Raw genomic sequence first — 21,096 nt, forward strand, 5'->3', positions numbered from 1 at the left:
GGTGATCAAGTGGGCTTTTTTGCGCTGTTGACGGATGTTCTGTTCGTGGGTCACAGTCTTGTCGGCCCCGATCTGCCCCCATTGGTCGAGGGTGGATTGCGGCTGATGGAACAGCCCGCGACGGTTTCAGCGCAGATCATCAACGGCGCGCCTTTGCGCTTCAATCTGCAAAACTCGGCCACCGCCGAAGGGGTGGATGCCCGTGCCGAACTGGCCAAGGGCAAGACCAAGGTGCTGATCCTGACCGAAGCGATACCGCTGGCCGAACATCTGCGCTGGAGCGACACGCCGGGGGCTATTGCCGCTTTTGCCGGGTTGGCGCGGGCTGGCAACCCGGATGTACGGGTGTTCGTCTACGAGACATGGCACAGCCGCAATTCCAGCACACCCGTTGAGGGCGACACCAATGCGACCCTGCCATGGCGCGAACGACTGACGGCGGACCTGCCGCAGTGGGAAGGGGCCTTGCGCGCATCAGGGGCGGATGTGGCGCTGATCCCTGCCGGGCAAGCGATGGCACTGCTGTCGGATGCGGTAGCAGCTGGCACGGTGCCGGGTGTGGCGACGATGGATACCTTCTTTTCCGACGACATCCATCTTTCGGATAAGGGCAAGTATTTCGTGGCACTGGTGCATATCGCCGCGATCACCGGAGCCTCGCCCGAAGGGTTGCCCGCGCAGATGACCCGCACATGGCGAAGCCGCGATGCGGTGATTGGCGACGATCTGGCCGCGGTGTTGCAGCGTCTGGCATGGCAGGCCGTGAGCGGCTACGCGCCCGTCGCTGTCTCCGACACAACGGCAGAGGCGGCGCCACAGCCGGTGGCGAAACCGGAACCAGAGCCGATGGCTGAGGCCACGACCGTTCCCGCTGTGGTAGAGCCGGTGGCGGCGACTGCTGTGCCAGAACCAGCGCCCCCCGCAATGATGACCGCAACGGATACAGCAGCATTGACGCCGATCACCAACCCAAACCTTGCTCTGGGATTGCATGGCATCACCGATTGGTCAGTGCAGCAGCCATTCCTTGATGTGATGAAAACCGCCCGCGACTGGACCGGGCATCTGCCCGGCCAATATGGCGGCTGGGACCATGACCGGATGGCGGCGGCGGGAGTGTTGGGGCCGAACGGCTGGCCCACAGCGATTCCGCCCGAAATCACCGGTCTGTCCACGCTTGTCATGGTGGATCTGCCAGCCGATGCGGCTGGCGTTGCAGGGCACTATCTGGTCACCTATGCGGGCAAGGGCGATCTGCGCATAGATGGGCGCGCACAGAATGTGGTGTATGCGGACGGCACCGCGCAGTTTGATTTCACCCCCGGAGAGGGCGGGGTGTTTCTGCATCTGGATGCCATCAACGCGGCGGACCCGATCCGCGACATCGTCATCGTGCGCGAAGATCGCGCGGCGCTTTTGGCTGACGGGGCTGTGTTCAACCCCGATTGGCTGGCACGGCTGCGCGGGGCAAAAACCATCCGTCTGATGGACTGGATGCGCACCAATGACAGCAAACTCGCGCAGTTGGAGGATCGACCAAAGCCGCAAGATTACACTTGGACGCGGATCGGTGCTCCGATTGAGGTGATGGTGGCGCTGGCCAATGAATTGGACGCAAACCCTTGGTTTACGATGCCGCATCTGTCGTCAGATGAACTGGTCAGGTTCTACGCCACCGCCGCACGCGATGGGCTTGAACCGGGCTTGGTGGCCCATGTCGAGTTTTCTAACGAGGTCTGGAACTGGCAGTTTGATCAGGCGGCCTGGGCCGAAGAACAGGGACGCGCACGCTGGGGGGGCGACTCGAAATGGGTGCAGTATTACGCCCACCGCGCAGGCGAGGTGGCAACAATCTGGACCGATGTCTTCGGGGCCGAGTCAGACAAACGGTTGGTGAGGATTCTGGCCACTCAGACCGGATGGCTGGGGCTGGAGGATCAGATTCTGACCGCAGCGGATGTGGTGGCCGAAACCGGAACGGCACCGGCCACGCTATTTGATGCTTATGCTATCACCGGTTATTTCAGCGCCCTTTTGGGCAGCGACGAAAAGGCTGCAATGGTGCGCGGCTGGATCGCCGAGTCAGAGGCGGCGGCACGCACAGTCGCACAGGCGCAGGGCTTGCAGGGGGTTGCGGCAGAGGCATTTGTCGCATCTCACCGCTTTGATGCGGCGGTGGCCTTTGCCTTACCGGAACTGGAAAGCGGTGCGATCAGTGGCAATGCCGAGGATAGCGTGACCGATTTCCTGACCCGCATTCTGCCGCATCAAGCACAGGCAGCCGCAGCCCATGGCCTGCGGCTGATGATGTATGAAGGCGGCAGTCATGTGGTGGGCAACGGTGCGCAGGTTGATGATGATGCGATGACCGCTTTTTTCGTGCATCTGAACTACACTCCCGAAATGGCACAGCTTTATGACCGCGTTCTGAAAGGCTGGGCGGCGGTGACTCCAGAGCCGTTCAACGCCTTTGTCGATTTGGCCAGCCCCGGCAAATGGGGCAGTTGGGGGGCCATGCGGCACTTGGGCGATGACAACCCGCGCTGGCAGGTGCTTGCCAAAGGGTGCCTTGATTGCTGAGCGTGATCATCCCGGCCTCGAACGAGGCTGGCTATATTGGCGATTGTCTGACGCATCTGTGCGCCTCGGACGCGGCGGCGGTGCAGGTGGTTGTGGTGGCAAATGGCTGCCGCGATGATACCGCCGATGTGGCGCGGGCGGTGCTGGCCACACATCTGCCGCAAGACTGGTCCAGCCGGGTGCTGGAACTGGCGCAGGGCTCAAAACCCGGCGCGCTGAATGCGGGCGATGCGGCGGCGCTGCATCCGCTGCGGGTCTATCTGGATGCAGATGTAATTGTATCATCGGGGCTGCTGGGGGCGCTTGCCAACGCTTTGGGAACCGATGCGCCACTCTATGCCAGTGGCACGCCGGTTATTTCGCGAGCAAAAAGCGCGGTGACCCGTGCCTATGCCCGGTTCTGGCAAAAGCTGCCGTTTAACCAGACCGCGGCCCCCGGCTACGGGCTGTTTGCGGTGAATGCGGCAGGGCGGGCGCGCTGGGGCGTGTTTCCGGCGATCATCTCGGACGATACTTTTGTGCGGTTGCAGTTTTTGCCGGCTGAGAGGGTTCAGGTTTCAGACACCTATATCTGGCCCATGATCGAAGGCTTTTCGGCATTGGTGCGTGTGCGCCGGCGTCAGGATGCCGGGGTGCGCGAACTGGAAGCGCAAAACCCCGGTCTGCTGACACGGGAAGGCAAGCCCAAGCTGACCAAGGCCGCGCTGATTCGGCTGGCGTTGGCAGACCCTGTGGGCTTTACCTGTTATGCCGCCGTGTCGCTGGCGGTGCGGACTAAGCGGGGCAGCGCGGGGTTTACGCGGGGACGGTAGACGCGCCTAAAGATCAAAGGTGGCAAACACCGGCACATGATCGGACGGTTGCAGCCAGCCGCGCACCGGGCGCAGGATGCGGCTGGAATGCGCGGCAGTGGCGATATCGGGCGTGGCCCAGATATGGTCCAGCCTGCGGCCCTTGTCTGCCGCATCCCAGTCGGCGGCGCGGTAGGACCACCAGCTATACAGCAACCCGTCGGGAATATCCTTGCGGGTGATGTCCTGCCAAGCCCCCGCCTCCATCACCTGAATGAGATGTTCGACCTCAACCGGGGTGTGGCTGACGATTTTCAACAGGGCTTTGTGGCTCCAGACATCATCCTCGCGCGGGGCGATGTTCAGGTCGCCCACAAGGATAGAGCGGTCGGGCTTGTCCCAGCGGCACCATTCGCGCATGTCGGTCAGGAAATCGAGCTTTTGCCCGAACTTGGCGTTCACCTCACGGTCGGGAATGTCGCCACCTGCAGGGACATAGCAGTTGTGGATGGTCACGCCGTTTTCCAACCGGGCCGCCACATGGCGGGCATGGCCCATGGCGGCAAAGTCACGCTCGCCTGCATCCATGATCGGCAGCTTGGAGATAATCGCAACGCCGTTATACCCTTTTTCCCCCCGTGCCACCATGTAGCGGTAGCCAAGTGCCTGAAACTGTTCGACCGGGATTTTCTCGACCGGGCTTTTGCATTCCTGCAGGCACAGAATGTCAGGAGATTCCTCGGCCATCAGGCGGGCGACCAGACCTTCGCGCAAGCGGACGGAATTGATGTTCCAGGTGGCGAGGGTGAAGGTCATGCGTGTCTCCTTTTGTTGGGCGCAGATTAGGGGGCTCGGGGGGGCATCTCAACCCTTGTCGTGGCCGGGCACTTACGCAAAGCTGCGCAAAACAAGGGGGCGAGCATGCTGCTGACACAGAACCGCAATTACCGATTGGTGTTTTCGGCATCGGTCGTGTCAAACCTTGGAGACGGGGTGCTGGCGCTGGCGCTGCCTTGGCTGGCGACCGTTCTGACCCGCGATGCTATGCTGGTGGCGCTGGTTGCAATGGCGCAGCGTTTGCCATGGCTGCTGTTTGCATTACCGGCTGGGGTGTGGACCGACCGGGTCGACCATCGCGGGTTGATTTGGCGCGCAGATGCGTTGCGGGCGGTCATGGCGGCGGGCATCCTGATGCTGGCGCTGTCGGCAACCCCGGATCAGGCGCTGCTGATCTGGCCGCTGGCGCTGCTGGCGTTCCTTTTGGGCGCGGTCGAGGTGATCCGGGACAATGCGGCGCAAACCATCCTGCCATCGGTGGTGGCAAGCGCCGATCTGGAGCGTGCCAATGGCCAGATGTGGAGCGCGGAAAAGGTGACGGGTGAGTTCATCGGCCCGCCACTAGCTGGGGTGCTGATCGGGGTGGGGCTGGCGGTGCCGTTCGGGTTTGATGTGCTGACCTTTGCGCTGTCGGCGGTGCTGATCTGGCTGATCGCGATGCCCCCGCGCGTTCTGCCGGTGCCACAGGCTTTTTGGCCAGCGCTGCGTGAGGGGATCGTGTGGATCAAGGGGCAGCCAGTGATCCTGACGCTGGCGCTGATGCTGGGGGCGGTGAACTTCCTGCATATGGGTGCGTTCACCATGCTGGTGCTGTATTCTCAGGAGGTGCTTGAACTGGGGCCCGCTGGCCACGGGCTGCTGCTGACCGTTGGCGCGGCGGGTGGTGTGATGGGCGGACTGATTGCACCTGCAATTGCCACGCGGCTGGGGATGAAGGCCAGTCTGCTGCTGGCACTGGTGGGATTTGGGGCAAATTATGCCATTTTGGCGGTCTTGCCGACTATCATATCTGCCGGGGTGGCGATGTTTGTCGGGGCGGCCGCATCGATGCTGTGGAACGTGGTCACGGTGTCTTACCGCCAACGCATCATCCCTGCGGGCATTCTGGGCCGGGTAAACAGCATTTACCGCTTTTTCGGCTGGGGCTCGATGCCCTTTGGGGCGCTCGCGGGCGGGCTGATCGTGACGTGGGGCGAGGTTGGACTGGGCCGCGACATGGCGCTGCGCCTGCCCTTTGTGGTGGCGGCTACGGGCATGGCGCTGGTGGCAGTGGTAGCAGTTGCCCGTATCCCCCGGAAGGTATGAACATGGGAGATCACAGAGCCCGGCCAAAAAAAGGCCGGGCACAAGGCCCGGCCAGGTCCAACAGGGAGGTGCCGTGCCATAACCCCGACACGACAAGGGGAACTCTTGTCATCAATCTCAACCTTAAAGGTATAATAAGGGTGAACATGGCGACAATAGGACGTTAGGCCACCAGACGATATCCGCCGCTTTCTGTGACCAAAATGCGCGCATTTGAGGGATCTGGTTCGATCTTTTGCCGCAAACGATAAATATGGGTTTCAAGCGTATGGGTCGTGACCCCCGCGTTATAGCCCCAGACTTCGTGCAGCAGAACGTCGCGAGCAACAACCCCAGATTGCGCGCGATACAGGAATTTCAAGATGTTAGTCTCTTTCTCGGTGAGACGGATTTTCTTTTCTTTTTCATCCAGCAGCATTTTTTGCGCGGGCTTGAACGTGTATGGCCCAAGCTGGAAGATTGCGTCTTCGGATTGCTCATGCTGGCGCAATTGCGCACGGATACGGGCCAGCAGAACGGGAAACTTGAACGGCTTGGTCACATAATCATTCGCGCCGGCGTCAAGACCAAGGATCGTGTCCGAATCACTGTCATGCCCGGTCAGCATGAGGATCGGGCATTTCACGCCTTGCTTGCGCATCCGGCGGCACAATTCGCGACCGTCAGTATCGGGCAGGCCGACATCAAGGATGACCAGATCGTAAAGCGCGGCTTTCGCCTTTTCCATGCCCTCGGCGCCATTGCTGGCCTCAAACACGTCGAAATCTTCGGTCATGACGAGTTGCTCGCTCAGCGCTTCGCGCAGGTCGTCATCGTCATCCACCAGCAGGATCTTGCGCAGTTGCGCCATGGGGGCCTCCTTTTATTCGTCTGGGGTATCACATGCGCGTGCATCGCGCTCTCGACAAGAATTGTAACCTTTGGCTCACGCGGACGTGTCGGCTGCTGTGGATATGTTTCAATTCTGTAATTCCCCGGCTAGAGATAAGCGCAGGAGAGTGCCATGACCCTTGCCCCGACCATCACTGAACGACTGAACCGTGCGCGGGGCGATCTGCGTATGGGGGTGCCAGTCGTGCTGTCCGGGGGCGGACGCGCCGCACTGGTGGTCGCAGTAGAAGCGCTGACGGCAGAGCGACTGGCGGGGTTGCGTGAATTGGGCGTGGCGGAACTGGCGCTGACGGCGCGGCGGGCAGAAACGCTGAAAGCGCGCGCCTATGATGGTGATCTGGCGCGGATCATGGTTCCTTTGGATGCCGGGGTGGCATGGTTGCGCGCGCTGGCTGACCCGGCGGATGATCTGCGGATGCCGATGAAAGGGCCGCTGCGGTCTGTACGTGAGGGCGGGCCAGATTTGCACCGTGCCGCTGTCGCTCTGGCCAAATCGGCGCATCTGCTGCCTGCGGCTCTGCTGGTGACCGTGCCGAACGGGCTGGCCTTGGCGGCGGAACTGGGGCTGACCTTTCTGCCGATGGATGCGGTGGCCCCTGCCCTGCTGGAACTGTCGCCGCTGCACGCGGTGACGTCTGCCCGGTTGCCGATGATGGCCTCTGACGCGGGGCGGGTTCATATTTTCCGCCCCGAGGATGGGGGCGATGAGCATTACGCGATTGAGATCGGCCAACCGGATCGCAATGCTCCGGTTCTGGCGCGTCTGCATTCGGCCTGTTTCACAGGTGACGTGCTTGGCAGTCTGAAATGCGATTGTGGGCCACAGTTGCGCGCGGCCTTGGCGCAGATGGGTGCCGAAGGCGCTGGGGTGCTGCTTTACCTCAACCAAGAGGGGCGCGGGATTGGGCTGGCCAACAAGATGCGCGCCTATTCCTTGCAGGATCAGGGGTTTGATACGGTCGAGGCCAACCACCGCCTTGGGTTTGAAGATGACGAGCGCGATTTCCGCATAGGCGCGGATATCCTGCGGCGAATGGGGTTTTCATCGGTGCGGCTGTTGACCAACAACCCGAAAAAGCTGGCGATGATGGAGTCTTGTGGCGTGAAGGTCGTGGAACGGGTACCTTTGCAGGTCGGCAAGACAGCGCAGAATGCTGAATATCTGGCCACCAAGGCTGCGAAATCGGGGCACCTTTTGTGACACCGCTGGATCTGATGGTCACCCGACAGGGCGCGTGGTTTATGGGGCGTCATTTCCCCTGCTCGGTTGGACGCGGCGGCATTGTGCCCGCGCGCGCCAAGCGTGAAGGCGATGGGGCCACACCTGCGGGGGTGCATCGGTTTGTGGGCATGCTCTATCATCCCGCCCGCCTGACCCCACCGGCCGATTGGGCCCTGCCCACCGCCCCTGCCGACCGCTGGTCGGACGACAGCGCGGACCCCGACTATAACCTGATGGTCCGCCTGCCCCATGCATTCAGCCATGAGCGGTTGCAACGGCCCGACCCGCTGTATGATCTGATCATGATCACCGACTGGAACTGGCCGCAGGCTGAACCGGGGCGCGGATCTGCTATTTTTGTGCATACTTGGCGCAGCCCGCGCTTTCCCACGGCAGGCTGTGTGGCCTTTGCGCGGGCTGATCTGCTGTGGATCGCCGCGCGGATACGGCATCAGAGCCGCTTGATCATCCGCGTCTAAAGCTCTTTCCAAACCGCTTTGGATTGCCTAGTCTGCCGTCACGAACAGTGGGAGGACGACGATGGCCAAAGCAACCGCAACGGCGGATGACGAGATTTTCGCGCTGCGGCTGGAACGGTCTGCCCCCGATATTTGGCCCATGCTCGACGCGCTTTATGGCCGCCACCCCGCCTTTGACGCTTTTCGCGCTAACCTATTGAAGACACTAAAAAAGGCTTGGGATGCCCGGCCCGTCGATCTGAAACGGCTGGACCTGAAGCGCGACCTTGAACCCGATTGGTTCCAGCGCCCGGATATGGCGGGATATGTGTTCTACATCGACCGTTTCGCGGGGAACTTGCGCGGGGTGCTGGACAAGCTGGATTACTTGACCGATCTGGGCATCACCTATATTCACTTCATGCCCTGCCTGAAGCCACGCCCCGGTGACAGTGACGGCGGCTATTCGGTGATGGATTACCGTCAGATCAACCCAGCCTATGGCACGATGGCAGAGTTTGAACAGGTGACTGCCGCATTGCGGGCGCGAGGCATGTCGGCTTGTATTGATCTGGTGCTGAATCACACGGCCAAAGAACATGCTTGGGCAAAAAAGGCCGCAAAGGGCGATGCGCGCTATCAGGATTACTACCTGATGTTTGACACGCCCGAGATGCCTGACCGCTATTCCGAAACACTGGTCGAGGTGTTTCCCGACAATGCGCCGGGAAATTTCACCCATTACCCCGACCTTGGCAAATGGATCTGGACCACGTTCAACGAACACCAGTGGGATCTGAACTGGGCCAATCCGCAGGTGTTTCTGGAAATCGTCGAGATCATGCTGCATCTGGCCAATCGCGGTGTCGATGTGCTGCGGCTGGATGCGGTGGCCTTCATGTGGAAGCGGCTTGGCACGCGCTGTCAGTCAGAGCCAGAGGTGCATATGCTGCTTCAGGCCCTGCGCGCGTGCAGTCGCATTGCGGCCCCGGCGGTGATTCATCTGGAGGAGGCAATCGTCGCCCCGTCCGAAATGCTGCCCTATCTCGGGCGCGGGCAACATGATGGCAAGGAAGGAAACCTTGCTTATCACAACAGCCTGATGGTGCAATTCTGGGGGGCACTGGCCACGCGCGATACGCGGTTGATGGGGCATGTCCTGTCAACCCATTTCCCCGAAACCCTGCGCAATGCGACCTATGCCACCTATATCCGCTGCCATGATGATATCGGCTGGGCGGTGACGGATGAGGACGCAGCAGCGGTCGGCATGTCTGGCCCGGCGCATCGGGGGTTCTTGTCCGAGTTTTATGAGGGCGGGTTTCCCGGCTCATTCGCCACGGGCGCGCTGTTTCAGGTGAATGAGGCGACGGGCGATAAACGGATTTCGGGCAGCTTTGCCTCGCTCGCCGGGTTGGAGCAGGCGCAGAAACTGGGCGATGTGGCAGGGGTGGAAATGGCGGTGCAGCGGATGCTGCTGGGCCATGCGCTGATTGCCAGTTTTGGTGGTATCCCCTTGATTTATATGGGGGATGAACTGGCCCTACCCAATGATTACAGCTATCTGGACACGCCCGAACACGTCCATGACAGCCGCTGGATTCACCGCCCGCGCATGGATTGGCAGGCGGTGGCGCAGCGGCACGATGGCACCAGCCCCTCGGCGCAGGTGTTCTGGGGCACGCGGCATATTTTGGCGCGCAGGCGGGCGGTGGCGGGGCTGCATGCTGGCAATGGCACGCGGGTGGTGTTCCCCGATGCGGGCGGCGTATTTGCCTTTCAGCGGCTGGCACCAACCGGAGTGGTGCTTTGCCTGTTCAACTTTACCGAACATTGGCAGCATATTTCCGAAGATTGGGCGCGCGCACAAGGGGTTAGCCTGATGCACGACGCGCTGTCGGATCATCCGGTTGAAACGCATCATGGGGCCGTGGCCTTACCGCCCTATGCGCGGGTGTGGATGGTCTGATCAGCCATAGGTTCGCGCGCCGAAAATCGCGCTGCCAACCCGAATATGGGTGGCCCCATGCGCGATGGCGGTTTCAAAATCGCTGCTCATGCCCATCGACAGACCGGAAAGGTCGTTGCGGGCGGCGATCTGTGCCAGCAGCTTGAAATGGGGGGCCGCGTCTTCGGCTTCGGGGGGAATGCACATCAGCCCCTGAACCGGCAGATCCATGGCGCGGCATTGCGCGACAAATGCATCGGTATCATCCGGCAGAATGCCCGCTTTTTGCGGCTCGGCCCCGGTGTTTACCTGAACGAAAAGCTGCGGGCTGGCCGCTCGCGTCTGCGCCAGTTTTGCCAGCTTTTCCGCCAGCGACATCCGGTCAAGCGTGTGGATGGCGTCAAACAGCTCAACGGCCAGCTTGGCCTTGTTGGTTTGCAGCGGGCCGATCATGTGGACTTGCACCGCACCAAAGCGGGCGCGCAGATCGGGCCATTTTGCCTGTGCTTCCTGCACATAGTTTTCACCGAACAGACGGTGCCCCTGTTCCAGCACATCAACCACACGGTCCAGCGGCTGCACTTTTGACACGGCGATCAACTGAACCGACCCCGGCGCGCGGTTTTGCGCGGCGCAGGCTGTCGTCAGACGGGACTGGATAGCGGCAAGTGACATGGAAACCCCTGGATTGATGCTGCATCCCCATAGCACAAAAGAAAAGAGCGGGCACGAGGCCCGCTCTTTCCGTCGCAATGATCTGTTAAGATCAGAACGAGAACTTGATGCCGAGGTCGGCGCGGATTTTCGAGCCTGCTACGTTGTTGTCAACTATGCCGCCCGAAAGGGTTGCGCCGCCGCCGAGAGCGTAGTCAGCACCGATGCCGTAGCCAGTTGCGCTAGCACCACCAATTTCGGTTTTCTTCACGTAGCCTTTAACGGTCAGAGCGTCGACTTTGTGGGTCACGCCGATACCGTAGTGCTTCAGACTGGCGAGCGTGCCCGAACCGTCGCCGTAGAAAGCTTTGACGGTGGTCGTGCCGAATGTGGCTTCGCCGCCAACGATCAGGTGCTTGGCGGAAGGGCCAGCGGTCGGATCAGCAACTTCGTAACCCAGCGAGACCGAGTAGCCATCAACGGCATACTTCACACCAACCGAGTAAGCTTGCACGCCGTCAACTGCAGCGTAGATGCCACCAGCGTTGGTTGCGCCATCGTTCATGCCCAAGGCAAAAGTCAGGCCACCGGTCGAATAGGTGTACAGAGCGCCTGGGTTGGTTGCCGAGGGGTAGAATGCGCCGTCACCGGTCAGGAACAAGGTGTCATTGTCGGAAGCATTCAGGGCAAGACCGCCGCTCAGATCCTGGAAACCAACTTCTGGCAGGTTGCCAACAACTTCTTCAGCAGCACCAACCACGTCACCCATGGTCAGCTTGCCGAAAGCGCCCGAGATGAACACGGAACCAGCAGAACCGTTCGAAGCAGGACCAGCGTCATGCACGCCGAATTCACCACCGAATGCCAGACCCGAGTCGGTTTCGCCCGACATCGAGATCGTGGCGCGAACACGGCTGGAGAATTGCAGTTTGTTTGAAACAGCGTCACCGTTATAAACAACACCCATACGTGCGTTGCCCGACAGTTTCACTTCAGCAGCGGCGACGGTGGCGGTCATTGCCAGAACGGTCGTCGCGAGAAGAACTTTTTTCATGTTATTCCCTCTTTCCTCAAGGTAAGCCCGCCGCAGGGGAATCCGCAGTCGGAATGATCGTGTTTTCCACCCAGACCCGCCTGATTGCAACGAAGACCGTATCTGCCGCCAAAAACCAAGGATGCGTGGTGCAGCAATGCCACAGATCGGTGACAGGCGGGGCGCGCCACACCTAATACAAGCCAGCCAGTCAGATGGCGGCTGTGAAAAGCCTTGGCACGCCCCAAGGCCTAGGCTAGACACCATCTAAAGAGATTGCGGGGGTGCAGATGTTCTTTCACCGTCTGGCACGGGTTGTCATTTTGACCGGACTTGTCGGCGGGCTTTCAGCCTGCGGAAGCGGATTTGCCAGCGGCGACAGTGGCCTGTTCCGCCGGAACGCGCCCGGTATTCCCAGCGAACGCCAGCTTGACCAGAAAGCGCGCGCCGATGCCCAGCGTGAGGCGCTGGCCCGCGCATCTGGCGCAGATGAGCCAAGGTCGACCATCTGGGATCTGTTCGGCAACCGCGATGACCCGAACACGACGGTCGAGGTGAACAAATACCTGTGGCAGGCCAGCCTTGAAGTTCTGAACTTCCTTCCGATTGAATCTGTGGACCCGTTCACGGGCGTTATCTCGACCGGGTATGGCACGCCTCCGGGCGGTGGCCGCGCCTATCGCGCGACAGTTTATGTGCAAGACCCGGCGCTGGATGCCCGGTCGCTGCGTGTGGCCCTGCAAACGCGGGGCGGCGGCGCTGTTTCCGCAGAAACCGCGCGGTCGATCGAAGACGCGATCCTGACCCGCGCCCGGCAACTGCGCATCCGCGACAGCAAGCTGTAAGCTGTACACAGGCATCAAAGGCATATGCGGGGCGCTTCGGTGCCCCGTTTGTTTTTTTGCGATCACGACCGCGTGATCTGTCGGGTTGCGCGAAACTTATCACCAGTCTCGACTCGTTCCCCAGATGTCGGCGGCCAATGACGGCCAGCCATCACCCGGAGGAAGCCCTATGAAATTGTCCCTTGCCGCCCTGCTGCTTACCCTTGCCACCCCGGCGCTTGCCGAGAACCCGATGGTTGGCGGTGCGCCGATGCTCGAGTCGAAGAATATCATTGAAAACGCGGTAAACTCTGCCGACCACACCACTTTGGTTGCAGCTGTGCAGGCCGCTGATCTGGTGGATGCGCTGCAAGGCCCCGGCCCGTTCACCGTGTTTGCGCCCGTGAACGCTGCCTTTGCCGCCCTGCCCGCCGGCACCGTTGACACGCTGTTGATGCCGGAAAACAAGCCGATGCTGACCAAGATCCTGACCGCGCATGTGGTGTCGGGCAATCTGTCGGGTGCCGAAATCATGCGCCGCGCCAAGGCATCGAAAGACCGCTACTTCCACATGCAAACCCTGTCGGGCGATGCGCTGTCCGCCACCGTGCGTGGCAACAAACTGTATATCATTGATGAATCGGGCAATGCGTCGCAAGTAACCATCGGCGACGTGAACCAGTCGAACGGCGTGATTCATGTGGTGAACAAGGTGCTGTTGCCCAAGTAAATGATCCTGTGCCCTGTTATATCTGTGGGGTGAGTGTTTGCGTGTGTGTCGGGCGGCCGGTCGATCAGACCCGCCGCCCGTTTGCCTTTGGTGCAAGACTTGCCTGACCACTGGACCTTTTGCCCCGCATCGGTGTAACTCCGCGCATCACCCGGAGGTCTTTGTCATGTTGCGCTACGAACCCGCCCAGATCGAACCCAAATGGCAAGCCGCCTGGGATGAGGCACAGGCCTTTCTGGCACGGCGCGATCCGGCCAAGCCGAAGTATTATGTGCTGGAGATGTTCCCCTATCCGTCGGGGCGCATCCACATGGGCCATGTGCGCAACTATACCATGGGCGATGTGGTGGCGCGGTATAAGTCAGCGCAGGGGTTTTCGGTACTGCATCCAATGGGTTGGGATGCATTCGGGATGCCTGCCGAGAATGCGGCGATGGAACGCGGCGGCCACCCGAAGGACTGGACCTATAGCAACATTGCCGACATGCGTGGCCAGATGATGCCGCTGGGTCTGTCGATTGACTGGACCCGCGAATTCGCCACCTGTGATCCGGAATATTACGGCCAGCAACAGGCGATGTTCATCGACATGCTCAGCGCCGGGCTGGTCTACCGCAAGAATGCCGTGGTGAACTGGGACCCGGTCGATATGACCGTGCTGGCCAATGAACAGGTGATCGACGGCAAGGGCTGGCGGTCTGGGGCTGCGGTTGAACGGCGCGAACTGACACAGTGGTTTTTCAAGATCTCTGACTATTCCGAGGAACTGCTGTCGGCGCTGGACGGCCTGACGCACTGGCCCGAAAAGGTGCGCCTGATGCAGGCGAATTGGATCGGGCGGTCGCGCGGGCTGCAATTTGCCTTTGATACAGTAAGCGCGCCTGAGGGGTTTGAACGGCTGGAGGTGTACACAACCCGGCCCGACACGCTTATGGGGGCAAGTTTTGCGGCGATCTCCGCCGATCATCCTTTGGCCAAGGCCCTGGAATCCGATCCGAAAGTGGCGGCTTTCGTGGCAGAATGTCGCCGGGGTGGCACCTCGGCCGAAGAGGTCGAGACGGCAGAAAAGATCGGCTATGATACCGGTATCCGTGTCAAGCATCCGCTGAACCCAGATTGGGAATTGCCGGTCTGGATCGCGAATTTCATCCTGATGGATTACGGCACCGGGGCAATCTTCGGCTGCCCGGCGCATGACCAGCGCGATTTTGACTTTGCGACCAAGTATGACCTGCCGATCAGTGCTGTGTTTCTGCCCGAAGAACGTGGCGAGGCAAGCGATGAGACCTTGGCCGAAGCGTTTGTGCCGATGAAATCAGAGCGCGTGCGCTATGTGCGTGGCTTTGCCGGGGATGGCCTGCAAACTGGCGACGCGGCAGTCGCCGCCGCGATTTCTCACGCTGAAGCAAATGGTTACGGCACCGGCGTCACCAAGTTCCGACTGCGTGACTGGGGCGTATCACGTCAGCGCTATTGGGGCTGCCCGATTCCGGTGGTTCATTGTGAGACCTGCGGCGTGGTGCCCGAGGCCAAGGAAAACCTGCCGATCCGCCTGCCCGATGACGTCAGTTTCGACGTGCCCGGCAACCCACTGGACCGTCACCCGACGTGGCGCAACTGCACTTGCCCGAAATGCGGCGCGGCGGCCCGGCGCGAAACCGATACCATGGATACCTTTGTCGATTCGTCCTGGTATTACGCCCGCTTCACCGCCCCACGCGCGGCAACGCCCACTTCGATGCCGGATGCCGACTATTGGATGAATGTTGACCAATACATCGGCGGGATCGAGCACGCGATTCTTCACCTGCTGTATTCGCGCTTCTTTGCCCGCGCGATGGCCAAGACCGGGCATCTGCCTGAGTCAGCGATTGAACCGTTCAATGCCCTGTTCACCCAAGGCATGGTCACGCACGAGATTTACAAAACCACCGACGCCAATGGCCGCCCGGTCTATCACCTGCCCGAAGACATTGTGCGCACTGACGCGGGTGCCAGCCTAGCCGACGGCACGGTGGTAGAGGTGATTCCTTCGGCCAAGATGTCGAAATCCAAGAAGAATGTCGTTGATCCGATGAACATCATCGCGTCCTTCGGGGCCGATACCGCGCGCTGGTTCGTGTTGTCTGACAGCCCGCCAGAGCGGGATGTAGAGTGGACGTCCTCGGGCGCCGAAGCCGCGTTCAAGCATCTTTCGCGCGTCTGGACACTGTGTTCGCGAATTGGCGAGATGCCTGCCGATCATGTGGGTGAGGGCGACGACGATCTGCGCCGGGCCACGGCAAAGGCCATCGACGATGTGACCAAGGGAATCGACAGCTTTGCCTTTAACAAGGCGATCGCGGTGCTTTACGGGTTCACCAATACGCTGGCGCGCGCCAATGCCAGCACAGCCGTGATGAAAGAAGCCATCCGCACATTGGCGCAACTGATGCAGCCCATGGTCCCGCACATCGCAGAATCGGTCTGGGCCTATCAGGGTGGCCAAGGGCTGTGCTGCCAGGCAACCTGGCCAAAAGCAGACCCTGCGCTTCTGGTCGATGATACTGTCATTCTGCCCATCCAGATCAATGGCAAACGCCGGGCGGAAATCAGCGTGCCAAAGGATATGCCCGGATCAGAGGTTGAAAAGATTGCGCTCGCGAATGAGGATGTGATCAGGTTCCTTGCCGGTCAGCCGGTAAAGAAAATCATCGTCGTTCCGGGGCGTATCATAAATGTTGTTGCCTAACCGCCGAACTGTGCTTTTTGCGCCACTCGCCCTTGTGGCCTGTGGTTTTGCGCCCGCCTATGGTCCCGGTGGCGTGGCAGAGGGATTGCAAGGCCGGATCAGGGCTGCAGACCCCAAAGACAAGCTGGGCTTTGATCTGGTCGAACGGCTGGAGGAACGGCTGGGCCGACCTCAGGCGGCCCGCTTTGATCTGGCCTATACCATTGTGACCAAGGCCGAGACGCTGGGCGTTACCCCCGAAAATGCGATCACCCGCTATCACCTGACCGGATATATCGACTGGACCCTGACCAGCCGCGAATCTGGTCAGCGCGCGACAGGTGGGCGGGTGCAGGGCTTTGCCGGTTATTCTGCAACCGGCAGCACTGTTGCAGGGCTGACGGCAGAGCAAGACGCGGCCTTTCGGCTGATGCGCATGTTGGCCGATCAGATTGTCACCCGGTTGATTGCGACATCGGGCACTTGGGCATGATCCTCAAGGGGATTGAGGCAAGCCGCTATTTCGCCAAGCCCGACCCATCCAAGGCCGGATTGCTCATCGCCGGAGCAGACCCGATGCGGGTCGCGCTGAAACGACAAGAGGTTATCGCCGCGTTGATCGGGCCAGAAGGCGAAGGCGAAATGCGCCTGACCCGCATTCAGGCGGCGGAATTGCGCAAGGATGGTGCCGCACTTTTGGATGCGGTCAAGGCGGTAGGCTTTTTTCCCGGCCCGCGCGTTGCCTTCGCCGAAGACGCAACCGATACCTTGGCCCCCACAATTGCAACGGCATTGAAAGACTGGAAGCCGGGTGACGCGACGATTGTTGTCACCGCAGGCAACCTGACCGCAAAATCTGCTCTCAAGGCGCTGTTTGAAAAACACCCGAATGCGTTTTGTGCGGTCCTGTATGACGACCCTCCCTCGCGTGAGGAAATTGAGGCGGCGCTGACAAAGGCCGGGCTGACCAGTATTGATCGCGAGGCGATGGCTGATCTGACCACTCTGGCCCGCGCGCTGGATCCGGGCGATTTCCGGCAAACGTTGGAAAAGATCGCCCTTTACAAATATGGCGACCCAACGCCCCTGACCCCTGCCGACGTAGCCGCCATGGCCCCAACCACGCTGGAGGCCGAGGTGGATGATCTGCTGCATGCCGTCGCCGACGGGAAGGCGACGGCCATCGGGCTGTTGATGCGCCGGTTGGAGGGGCAGGGCATATTGCCAGTAACCATCTGCATTCAGGCGCTGCGGCATTTTCGGGCACTACACATGGCCGCATCTGATCCGGGTGGCCCGGCGATGGGGCTTCAAAAGGCCCGGATTTATGGCCCAAGGCGCGATCAGATGCAAAGGCAGGCGCAGGCGTTAGGGATGCGCAATCTGGAACGCGCCGTCTCGGAATTGCTGGAAACCGATCTTACCTTGCGCTCTGCGTCACGGGCGCCGGGAATGGCGTTGATGGAACGCGCCTTGATCCGGTTGGCGATGACCCCACGCTAGGATAAGACTTGGCCAACGCGAGTTTAACGCAAAGCACGGGATCGTCAGAATGTCAGAGTTTGAAACCGTGCTGGCCCCGCTTGCGCAGATCACCCGCAAGAACAAGGCCATCGAGGCTTATGTCTACTGGCACAAGGATGGCGCGTGGTCGGATGCATCAGGCGAAAGTCTGGACAGCGAAGAAATCACGTTTTACGCCGAGGGTCTTTTGATGGAAGGCTTTGGGCTGGCCTGGGACCATCTATCGGACCCCGACCTTGGCGATCTGATCCGTCTGTGCTTCTGGCAAGGCACCAAGCCGGAACTGCCAGCCCTGACGCAAGTAACACTATGGCTGTCTGGCGGCGCAAGCACGGCTTAGGGCTGTGCGCCGACGTTCATCACCCAGTAGGTTTTTCCCGAACCACTTGCGACAGCCAAGCCGATTTCCCTGACCTGAGGCTTGAGAATATTCGCCCAATGTCCCGGAGATTGGCGCCAAAGCTTTGCCGCCTCTGCAACATTTGCGCGGCCCGTATAGGCAATGTTTTCAGCAACAACCCGATAACGATACCCATTTGCCTTTGCTCTTTGCCCCAGTTTTGGCCCGCCAGCGCGCTGATGCGCGAAGTAATTGCGTGTCGCCATATCACACGCATGGCTTTGGGCTGCCGCACTCAGCGAAGATGACTGTTTAAGCGGGTTTAACCCATTGGCTTGCCGTTGCTGATTGATCCATTGGATCATCCCGGTTTCCAAGGATGCGCCTCCGGGTGGCTTTGCGCAGGCTACGGCAAGGGTTGGGGCAGAAAAGGCAAGCAAAACTGCAAGAACAATCAAGCGCATGGGGGTTCCTTTATGTTCGCCTGAGAAAGACCTTACCCATAAAAACGGTCTGGATGGGGGAATATTCTGCAGCAACGCAGTTTTTTTCTTATACAAGTGTTGCCCTGCGACCTGCCCACTTTCCTGTCGCCCAGCACGCCGTCAGCAGGTAGCCACCTGTCGGGGCCTCCCAATCCAACATTTCTCCGCTTGCATAGACACCAGGCAATGTGCGCAGTTCCAGCCCTTCGGTCAAACTGTCGCGTGTGATGCCACCCGCAACCGATATGGCCTCGTCCATCGGGCGCGGTCCTGTGAGGGCTATGGGCAGTGCGGTCAGCGACTGTTCCAAAGGAAGACCACGGCCAAACTCCATCACCAATGCGGCAGCGGCAGCTGACAGACCCAACTTGCGCAAACGGTTGGCCTGACTGTCAGTGCGCTTCAGACGTGCGATGCGGGCAGCCAAGATCAGAGGCGCAAGATCTGGAAGCAGGTTGATGGTTAACGGGACCCCGTCGCGCAGAAACCGGCTGAGTGCGTAAATCGCGCTCCCCTCAACCCCGCGCGAAGACAGCACGAACTCTCCCCGGATCTGCTGTCCCCCGGCAGACAATAGCGCAGACTTGATCGGCTGACCAAAATTGGGGGCCATATGGGCAGACCAGTCAACACCAAACCCCATATTCGCCGGACGAAAAGGGGCGATACTGACACCTCGGGCGGTCATCCACGGCACCCATGCTGCATCAGACCCCAAGCGCGACCAACTGGCCCCACCCAAGGCAAGAACGGTCACACGAGGGCGCAAAAGCTGCGGGCCTTCGGGCGTGGCAAAGCGAAAGGCATCGCCCTCCCAGCCCTGCCAACGCCAACGGGTGCGCAGATCAACCCCTTGTCCTGCCAAGCGTTGCAACCATGCCCGCAACAGGGGTGAGGCTTTCATCGCCTTGGGAAACACCCGTCCAGAGCTGCCGGTAAACACGTCCTGCCCCAGATCACGGCACCACTGCGCCACCTGTTCCGGCCCGAAATCTGCCAGAATGGGGGCCAGCCAGTCGGTGTTGAAGGCAGCGGCAAAGGTGTCCGGCGGTTCATCCTTGGTCACGTTCAGCCCGGACTTGCCTGCCATCAGAAACTTGCGCGCCGGTGTTGGCTTGGCTTCGGCCACCACAACCTTGCGTCCGGCGAGGGCCAGTTCTTCGGCTGCCATCAGCCCGGCGGGGCCTGCGCCTATGACCAGCGCATCAATCATGGCGCAGGTGGATGTCTCAGGTGAACAACACGCTGAGGGAACGGCATTTCAATGCCTTCGGCTTTCATCGCGTTCCAGACGGCGAACAGCACCTGCGACTTGTATTTGTTTAACCCGTCATCAATTCCGTTCACCCAGTATTCCACAATGAAATCCACCGAGGATTCACCGAACCCGTCCAGTTCACAATCCGGCGCTTCGGGATGTTTCAGCACAAAAGGCAAGGCGGCAACGGCTGCTTCTATGATTGCAGGCACGCGGTTGATGTCGGTGTCATAGCTGACCGAAAACTCCGCTTCATAGCGATTGGCGCTGCCCTGATCCGAATAATTGATAACGCGGCTGGTGATGAAATGCTCGTTCGGGACCACGATCCACTTGCCATCAAACGTCTCCAGAATGCAGGCGCGGGCTGTCATCTTGACGATCGTGCCCTTTTCGCCGCCGTCAAGTTCAACATAGTCGCCCACGGTGGTCTGGCCCTCAACAAGCAAAATGATGCCCGAGATGAAATTGGCGGCAATCTGCTGCAAACCAAGGCCAATGCCGACGCCCAACGCGCCACCAAGCACAGCAATCGCTGTCAGGTCGATGCCCATGATGCTCATGAGCAAAATGAACGACGCGCCGAAAATAACGATCTCGGTCGCCTTTACAGCCAGTTCACGGGTGGCCGGGCGCAGTTCCTGTTGCGCTTTGATATAGCTGGCGGATTGCCGGTTGGACCAAGACCCCATCCAGAACAACAATGACCCTGCAATCATGCCGCGGATCAGCGACAGAGCCGAAAACTGGATATTGCCCAGTTCCACACGCGTTTCTGAAAGCGCCAAAGTGATCTGATCCAACACCCCCAACGCATACAGTGCGGCAACCGGGATCAGCACGTATTTGCCAAGCAGATGCAGGAAGGAATCTGTCACCACGTCACGCACCAGAGTACGGGCGGCAAGAAACAGGAAGACCCGTTTGCCAAAGGCAATCACCTCACCAGAGCCGAACATCGTCCGGGTCAGGCTTTCTCCGGTTGCCGTCAGCCCGTAGGCGATCAAGGGCAGCAAGAGCGGCAGGAATGTCAGGGCAAAACGACGCGCCGTCGGAAGCAGGCCTGTCGCAGTCTCTTTTGGCGTCAGAACTTTGCTCAGCACCGCCGAAAGCCGCACAGCAAGGACACGCGCCGCCAGATACGCAATCGCCAACAAGGCAAACTGCGACCATGCCGCCGGAGAAAACAGCCAGCCAAGCGCGATCTGTCCGGCCTGATCCAGCCAGTCCAGTGCCTGTGCTATCACTTCACTTTCACCATTCATCGCGCCTCACCGAACCTTGACACCAACCTGTATTCCTTTGGCGCGGAAAAGGTTTGCTGACAAGGGGATCGGCACGAAACGACCCGCTTCGTGCGTTTGCCACGAAAGATGCAGGCATCCCCGGCGCATAGACATCCCTGAGCTGTTCACAAAGTGATACTAGCATTCGAAAAAACCCCGCCATGCGGACATGGCGGGGCAAGTGGCACCGCAGGCGGACTACGGTGCAGGCGTACTGATT

At 60.3% G+C, this 21,096-nt stretch carries 19 protein-coding genes; 12 read left to right on the forward strand and 7 right to left on the reverse strand.

Annotation, left to right across the window (positions count from 1 at the left end):
- The first annotated feature begins 9 nt into the window (after positions 1-9).
- Both Q8K08_RS16150 and Q8K08_RS16155 read left to right on the forward strand, forming a co-directional pair.
- Positions 10-2,580, forward strand: coding sequence for a hypothetical protein (locus Q8K08_RS16150; protein ID WP_305250741.1), 2,571 nt, complete (start codon positions 10-12; stop codon positions 2,578-2,580).
- On the forward strand, positions 2,574-3,392 hold the full coding sequence (locus Q8K08_RS16155; protein WP_304801243.1) for a glycosyltransferase: 819 nt from the start codon (positions 2,574-2,576) through the stop codon (positions 3,390-3,392). Before Q8K08_RS16150 ends, Q8K08_RS16155 begins: the two co-directional genes overlap by 7 nt.
- A 6-nt stretch (positions 3,393-3,398) precedes the next feature.
- Here Q8K08_RS16155 and Q8K08_RS16160 read toward each other — a convergent pair whose 3' ends face one another.
- A complete protein-coding gene (locus tag Q8K08_RS16160) occupies positions 3,399-4,187 on the reverse strand; it encodes an exodeoxyribonuclease III (RefSeq protein WP_305250744.1) in 789 nt (262 codons plus the stop codon).
- 105 nt (positions 4,188-4,292) lie between these two features.
- On the opposite strand from Q8K08_RS16160, the gene Q8K08_RS16165 reads away from it, so the two are divergent.
- The gene (locus Q8K08_RS16165) at positions 4,293-5,513 is read left to right on the forward strand and encodes an MFS transporter (RefSeq protein WP_305250746.1); all 1,221 of its coding nucleotides are present in this window, start codon (positions 4,293-4,295) and stop codon (positions 5,511-5,513) included.
- A 163-nt stretch (positions 5,514-5,676) separates the two neighbouring features.
- Here Q8K08_RS16165 and Q8K08_RS16170 read toward each other — a convergent pair whose 3' ends face one another.
- The gene (locus Q8K08_RS16170) at positions 5,677-6,363 is read right to left on the reverse strand and encodes a response regulator transcription factor (RefSeq protein ID WP_304801252.1); all 687 of its coding nucleotides are present in this window, start codon (positions 6,361-6,363) and stop codon (positions 5,677-5,679) included.
- Positions 6,364-6,516: 153 nt separating this feature from the next.
- Between Q8K08_RS16170 and ribA the strand changes: the two genes are divergently transcribed.
- The 3 genes from ribA to Q8K08_RS16185 all read left to right on the forward strand — a co-directional run bounded on the left by ribA (position 6,517) and on the right by Q8K08_RS16185 (position 10,053).
- The gene (gene ribA, locus Q8K08_RS16175) at positions 6,517-7,605 is read left to right on the forward strand and encodes a GTP cyclohydrolase II (RefSeq protein WP_304801255.1); all 1,089 of its coding nucleotides are present in this window, start codon (positions 6,517-6,519) and stop codon (positions 7,603-7,605) included.
- Positions 7,602-8,105 (forward strand): L,D-transpeptidase, encoded by a 504-nt coding sequence (locus Q8K08_RS16180; RefSeq protein ID WP_305250749.1) that lies wholly within the window; start codon positions 7,602-7,604, stop codon positions 8,103-8,105. Before ribA ends, Q8K08_RS16180 begins: the two co-directional genes overlap by 4 nt.
- A gap of 61 nt (positions 8,106-8,166) precedes the next feature.
- Entirely contained in the window at positions 8,167-10,053 is a 1,887-nt protein-coding gene (locus tag Q8K08_RS16185; RefSeq protein ID WP_305250751.1) for an amylosucrase, read from the forward strand.
- Here Q8K08_RS16185 and Q8K08_RS16190 read toward each other — a convergent pair whose 3' ends face one another.
- Positions 10,054-10,707 carry a YggS family pyridoxal phosphate-dependent enzyme gene (locus Q8K08_RS16190; RefSeq protein WP_304801261.1) on the reverse strand — a complete coding sequence of 218 codons (654 nt, stop codon included), beginning with the start codon at positions 10,705-10,707 and terminating at the stop codon, positions 10,054-10,056.
- Between the two features lie 91 nt (positions 10,708-10,798).
- Positions 10,799-11,740 carry a porin gene (locus Q8K08_RS16195; protein ID WP_305250753.1) on the reverse strand — a complete coding sequence of 314 codons (942 nt, stop codon included), beginning with the start codon at positions 11,738-11,740 and terminating at the stop codon, positions 10,799-10,801.
- 269 nt (positions 11,741-12,009) lie between these two features.
- Between Q8K08_RS16195 and Q8K08_RS16200 the strand changes: the two genes are divergently transcribed.
- The 6 genes from Q8K08_RS16200 to Q8K08_RS16225 all read left to right on the forward strand — a co-directional run bounded on the left by Q8K08_RS16200 (position 12,010) and on the right by Q8K08_RS16225 (position 17,847).
- Complete coding sequence (locus Q8K08_RS16200) at positions 12,010-12,564, forward strand: DUF3576 domain-containing protein (protein ID WP_305250754.1); 555 nt, start codon at positions 12,010-12,012, stop codon at positions 12,562-12,564.
- A gap of 169 nt (positions 12,565-12,733) precedes the next feature.
- Positions 12,734-13,273 carry a fasciclin domain-containing protein gene (locus Q8K08_RS16205; RefSeq protein WP_305250755.1) on the forward strand — a complete coding sequence of 180 codons (540 nt, stop codon included), beginning with the start codon at positions 12,734-12,736 and terminating at the stop codon, positions 13,271-13,273.
- Positions 13,274-13,439: 166 nt separating this feature from the next.
- A complete protein-coding gene (leuS, locus tag Q8K08_RS16210; protein ID WP_305250756.1) occupies positions 13,440-16,004 on the forward strand; it encodes a leucine--tRNA ligase in 2,565 nt (854 codons plus the stop codon).
- A 10-nt stretch (positions 16,005-16,014) separates the two neighbouring features.
- Positions 16,015-16,476, forward strand: coding sequence for an LPS assembly lipoprotein LptE (gene lptE, locus Q8K08_RS16215; protein ID WP_305250757.1), 462 nt, complete (start codon positions 16,015-16,017; stop codon positions 16,474-16,476).
- Positions 16,473-17,486 carry a DNA polymerase III subunit delta gene (gene holA / locus Q8K08_RS16220; RefSeq protein WP_304802540.1) on the forward strand — a complete coding sequence of 338 codons (1,014 nt, stop codon included), beginning with the start codon at positions 16,473-16,475 and terminating at the stop codon, positions 17,484-17,486. Before lptE ends, holA begins: the two co-directional genes overlap by 4 nt.
- A gap of 49 nt (positions 17,487-17,535) precedes the next feature.
- Entirely contained in the window at positions 17,536-17,847 is a 312-nt protein-coding gene (locus Q8K08_RS16225; RefSeq protein ID WP_304802538.1) for a hypothetical protein, read from the forward strand.
- Here the strand turns inward: Q8K08_RS16225 and Q8K08_RS16230 are convergent.
- The 3 genes from Q8K08_RS16230 to Q8K08_RS16240 are packed head-to-tail and all read right to left on the reverse strand — an operon-like array spanning position 17,844 to position 20,855.
- Positions 17,844-18,407: a CAP domain-containing protein gene (locus tag Q8K08_RS16230; protein WP_305250759.1), complete on the reverse strand. Its 564-nt coding sequence runs from the start codon at positions 18,405-18,407 to the stop codon at positions 17,844-17,846. The genes Q8K08_RS16225 and Q8K08_RS16230 overlap by 4 nt on opposite strands.
- Positions 18,400-19,542, reverse strand: coding sequence for a TIGR03862 family flavoprotein (locus Q8K08_RS16235; protein ID WP_305250815.1), 1,143 nt, complete (start codon positions 19,540-19,542; stop codon positions 18,400-18,402). The genes Q8K08_RS16230 and Q8K08_RS16235 overlap by 8 nt, the downstream gene beginning before the upstream one ends.
- Complete coding sequence (locus tag Q8K08_RS16240; protein ID WP_304802534.1) at positions 19,542-20,855, reverse strand: mechanosensitive ion channel family protein; 1,314 nt, start codon at positions 20,853-20,855, stop codon at positions 19,542-19,544. Before Q8K08_RS16240 ends, Q8K08_RS16235 begins: the two co-directional genes overlap by 1 nt.
- Positions 20,856-21,096: the final 241 nt, after the last annotated feature.

The sequence above is a fragment of the Pseudotabrizicola sp. genome (assembly GCF_030684215.1).
GTDB lineage: Bacteria > Pseudomonadota > Alphaproteobacteria > Rhodobacterales > Rhodobacteraceae > Pseudotabrizicola.

Bases quoted from the DNA above. Each gene is read 5' to 3' on its own strand.
- Q8K08_RS16160 (WP_305250744.1), bottom strand. From the start codon at position 4,187: ATGACCTTCACCCTCGCCACCTGGAACATCAATTCCGTCCGCTTGCGC.
- Q8K08_RS16165 (WP_305250746.1), top strand. From the start codon at position 4,293: ATGCTGCTGACACAGAACCGCAATTACCGATTGGTGTTTTCGGCATCG.
- Q8K08_RS16170 (WP_304801252.1), bottom strand. From the start codon at position 6,363: ATGGCGCAACTGCGCAAGATCCTGCTGGTGGATGACGATGACGACCTG.
- ribA (WP_304801255.1), top strand. From the start codon at position 6,517: ATGACCCTTGCCCCGACCATCACTGAACGACTGAACCGTGCGCGGGGC.
- Q8K08_RS16185 (WP_305250751.1), top strand. From the start codon at position 8,167: ATGGCCAAAGCAACCGCAACGGCGGATGACGAGATTTTCGCGCTGCGG.
- Q8K08_RS16190 (WP_304801261.1), bottom strand. From the start codon at position 10,707: ATGTCACTTGCCGCTATCCAGTCCCGTCTGACGACAGCCTGCGCCGCG.
- Q8K08_RS16195 (WP_305250753.1), bottom strand. From the start codon at position 11,740: ATGAAAAAAGTTCTTCTCGCGACGACCGTTCTGGCAATGACCGCCACC.
- Q8K08_RS16200 (WP_305250754.1), top strand. From the start codon at position 12,010: ATGTTCTTTCACCGTCTGGCACGGGTTGTCATTTTGACCGGACTTGTC.
- Q8K08_RS16205 (WP_305250755.1), top strand. From the start codon at position 12,734: ATGAAATTGTCCCTTGCCGCCCTGCTGCTTACCCTTGCCACCCCGGCG.
- leuS (WP_305250756.1), top strand. From the start codon at position 13,440: ATGTTGCGCTACGAACCCGCCCAGATCGAACCCAAATGGCAAGCCGCC.
- holA (WP_304802540.1), top strand. From the start codon at position 16,473: ATGATCCTCAAGGGGATTGAGGCAAGCCGCTATTTCGCCAAGCCCGAC.
- Q8K08_RS16225 (WP_304802538.1), top strand. From the start codon at position 17,536: ATGTCAGAGTTTGAAACCGTGCTGGCCCCGCTTGCGCAGATCACCCGC.
- Q8K08_RS16240 (WP_304802534.1), bottom strand. From the start codon at position 20,855: ATGAATGGTGAAAGTGAAGTGATAGCACAGGCACTGGACTGGCTGGAT.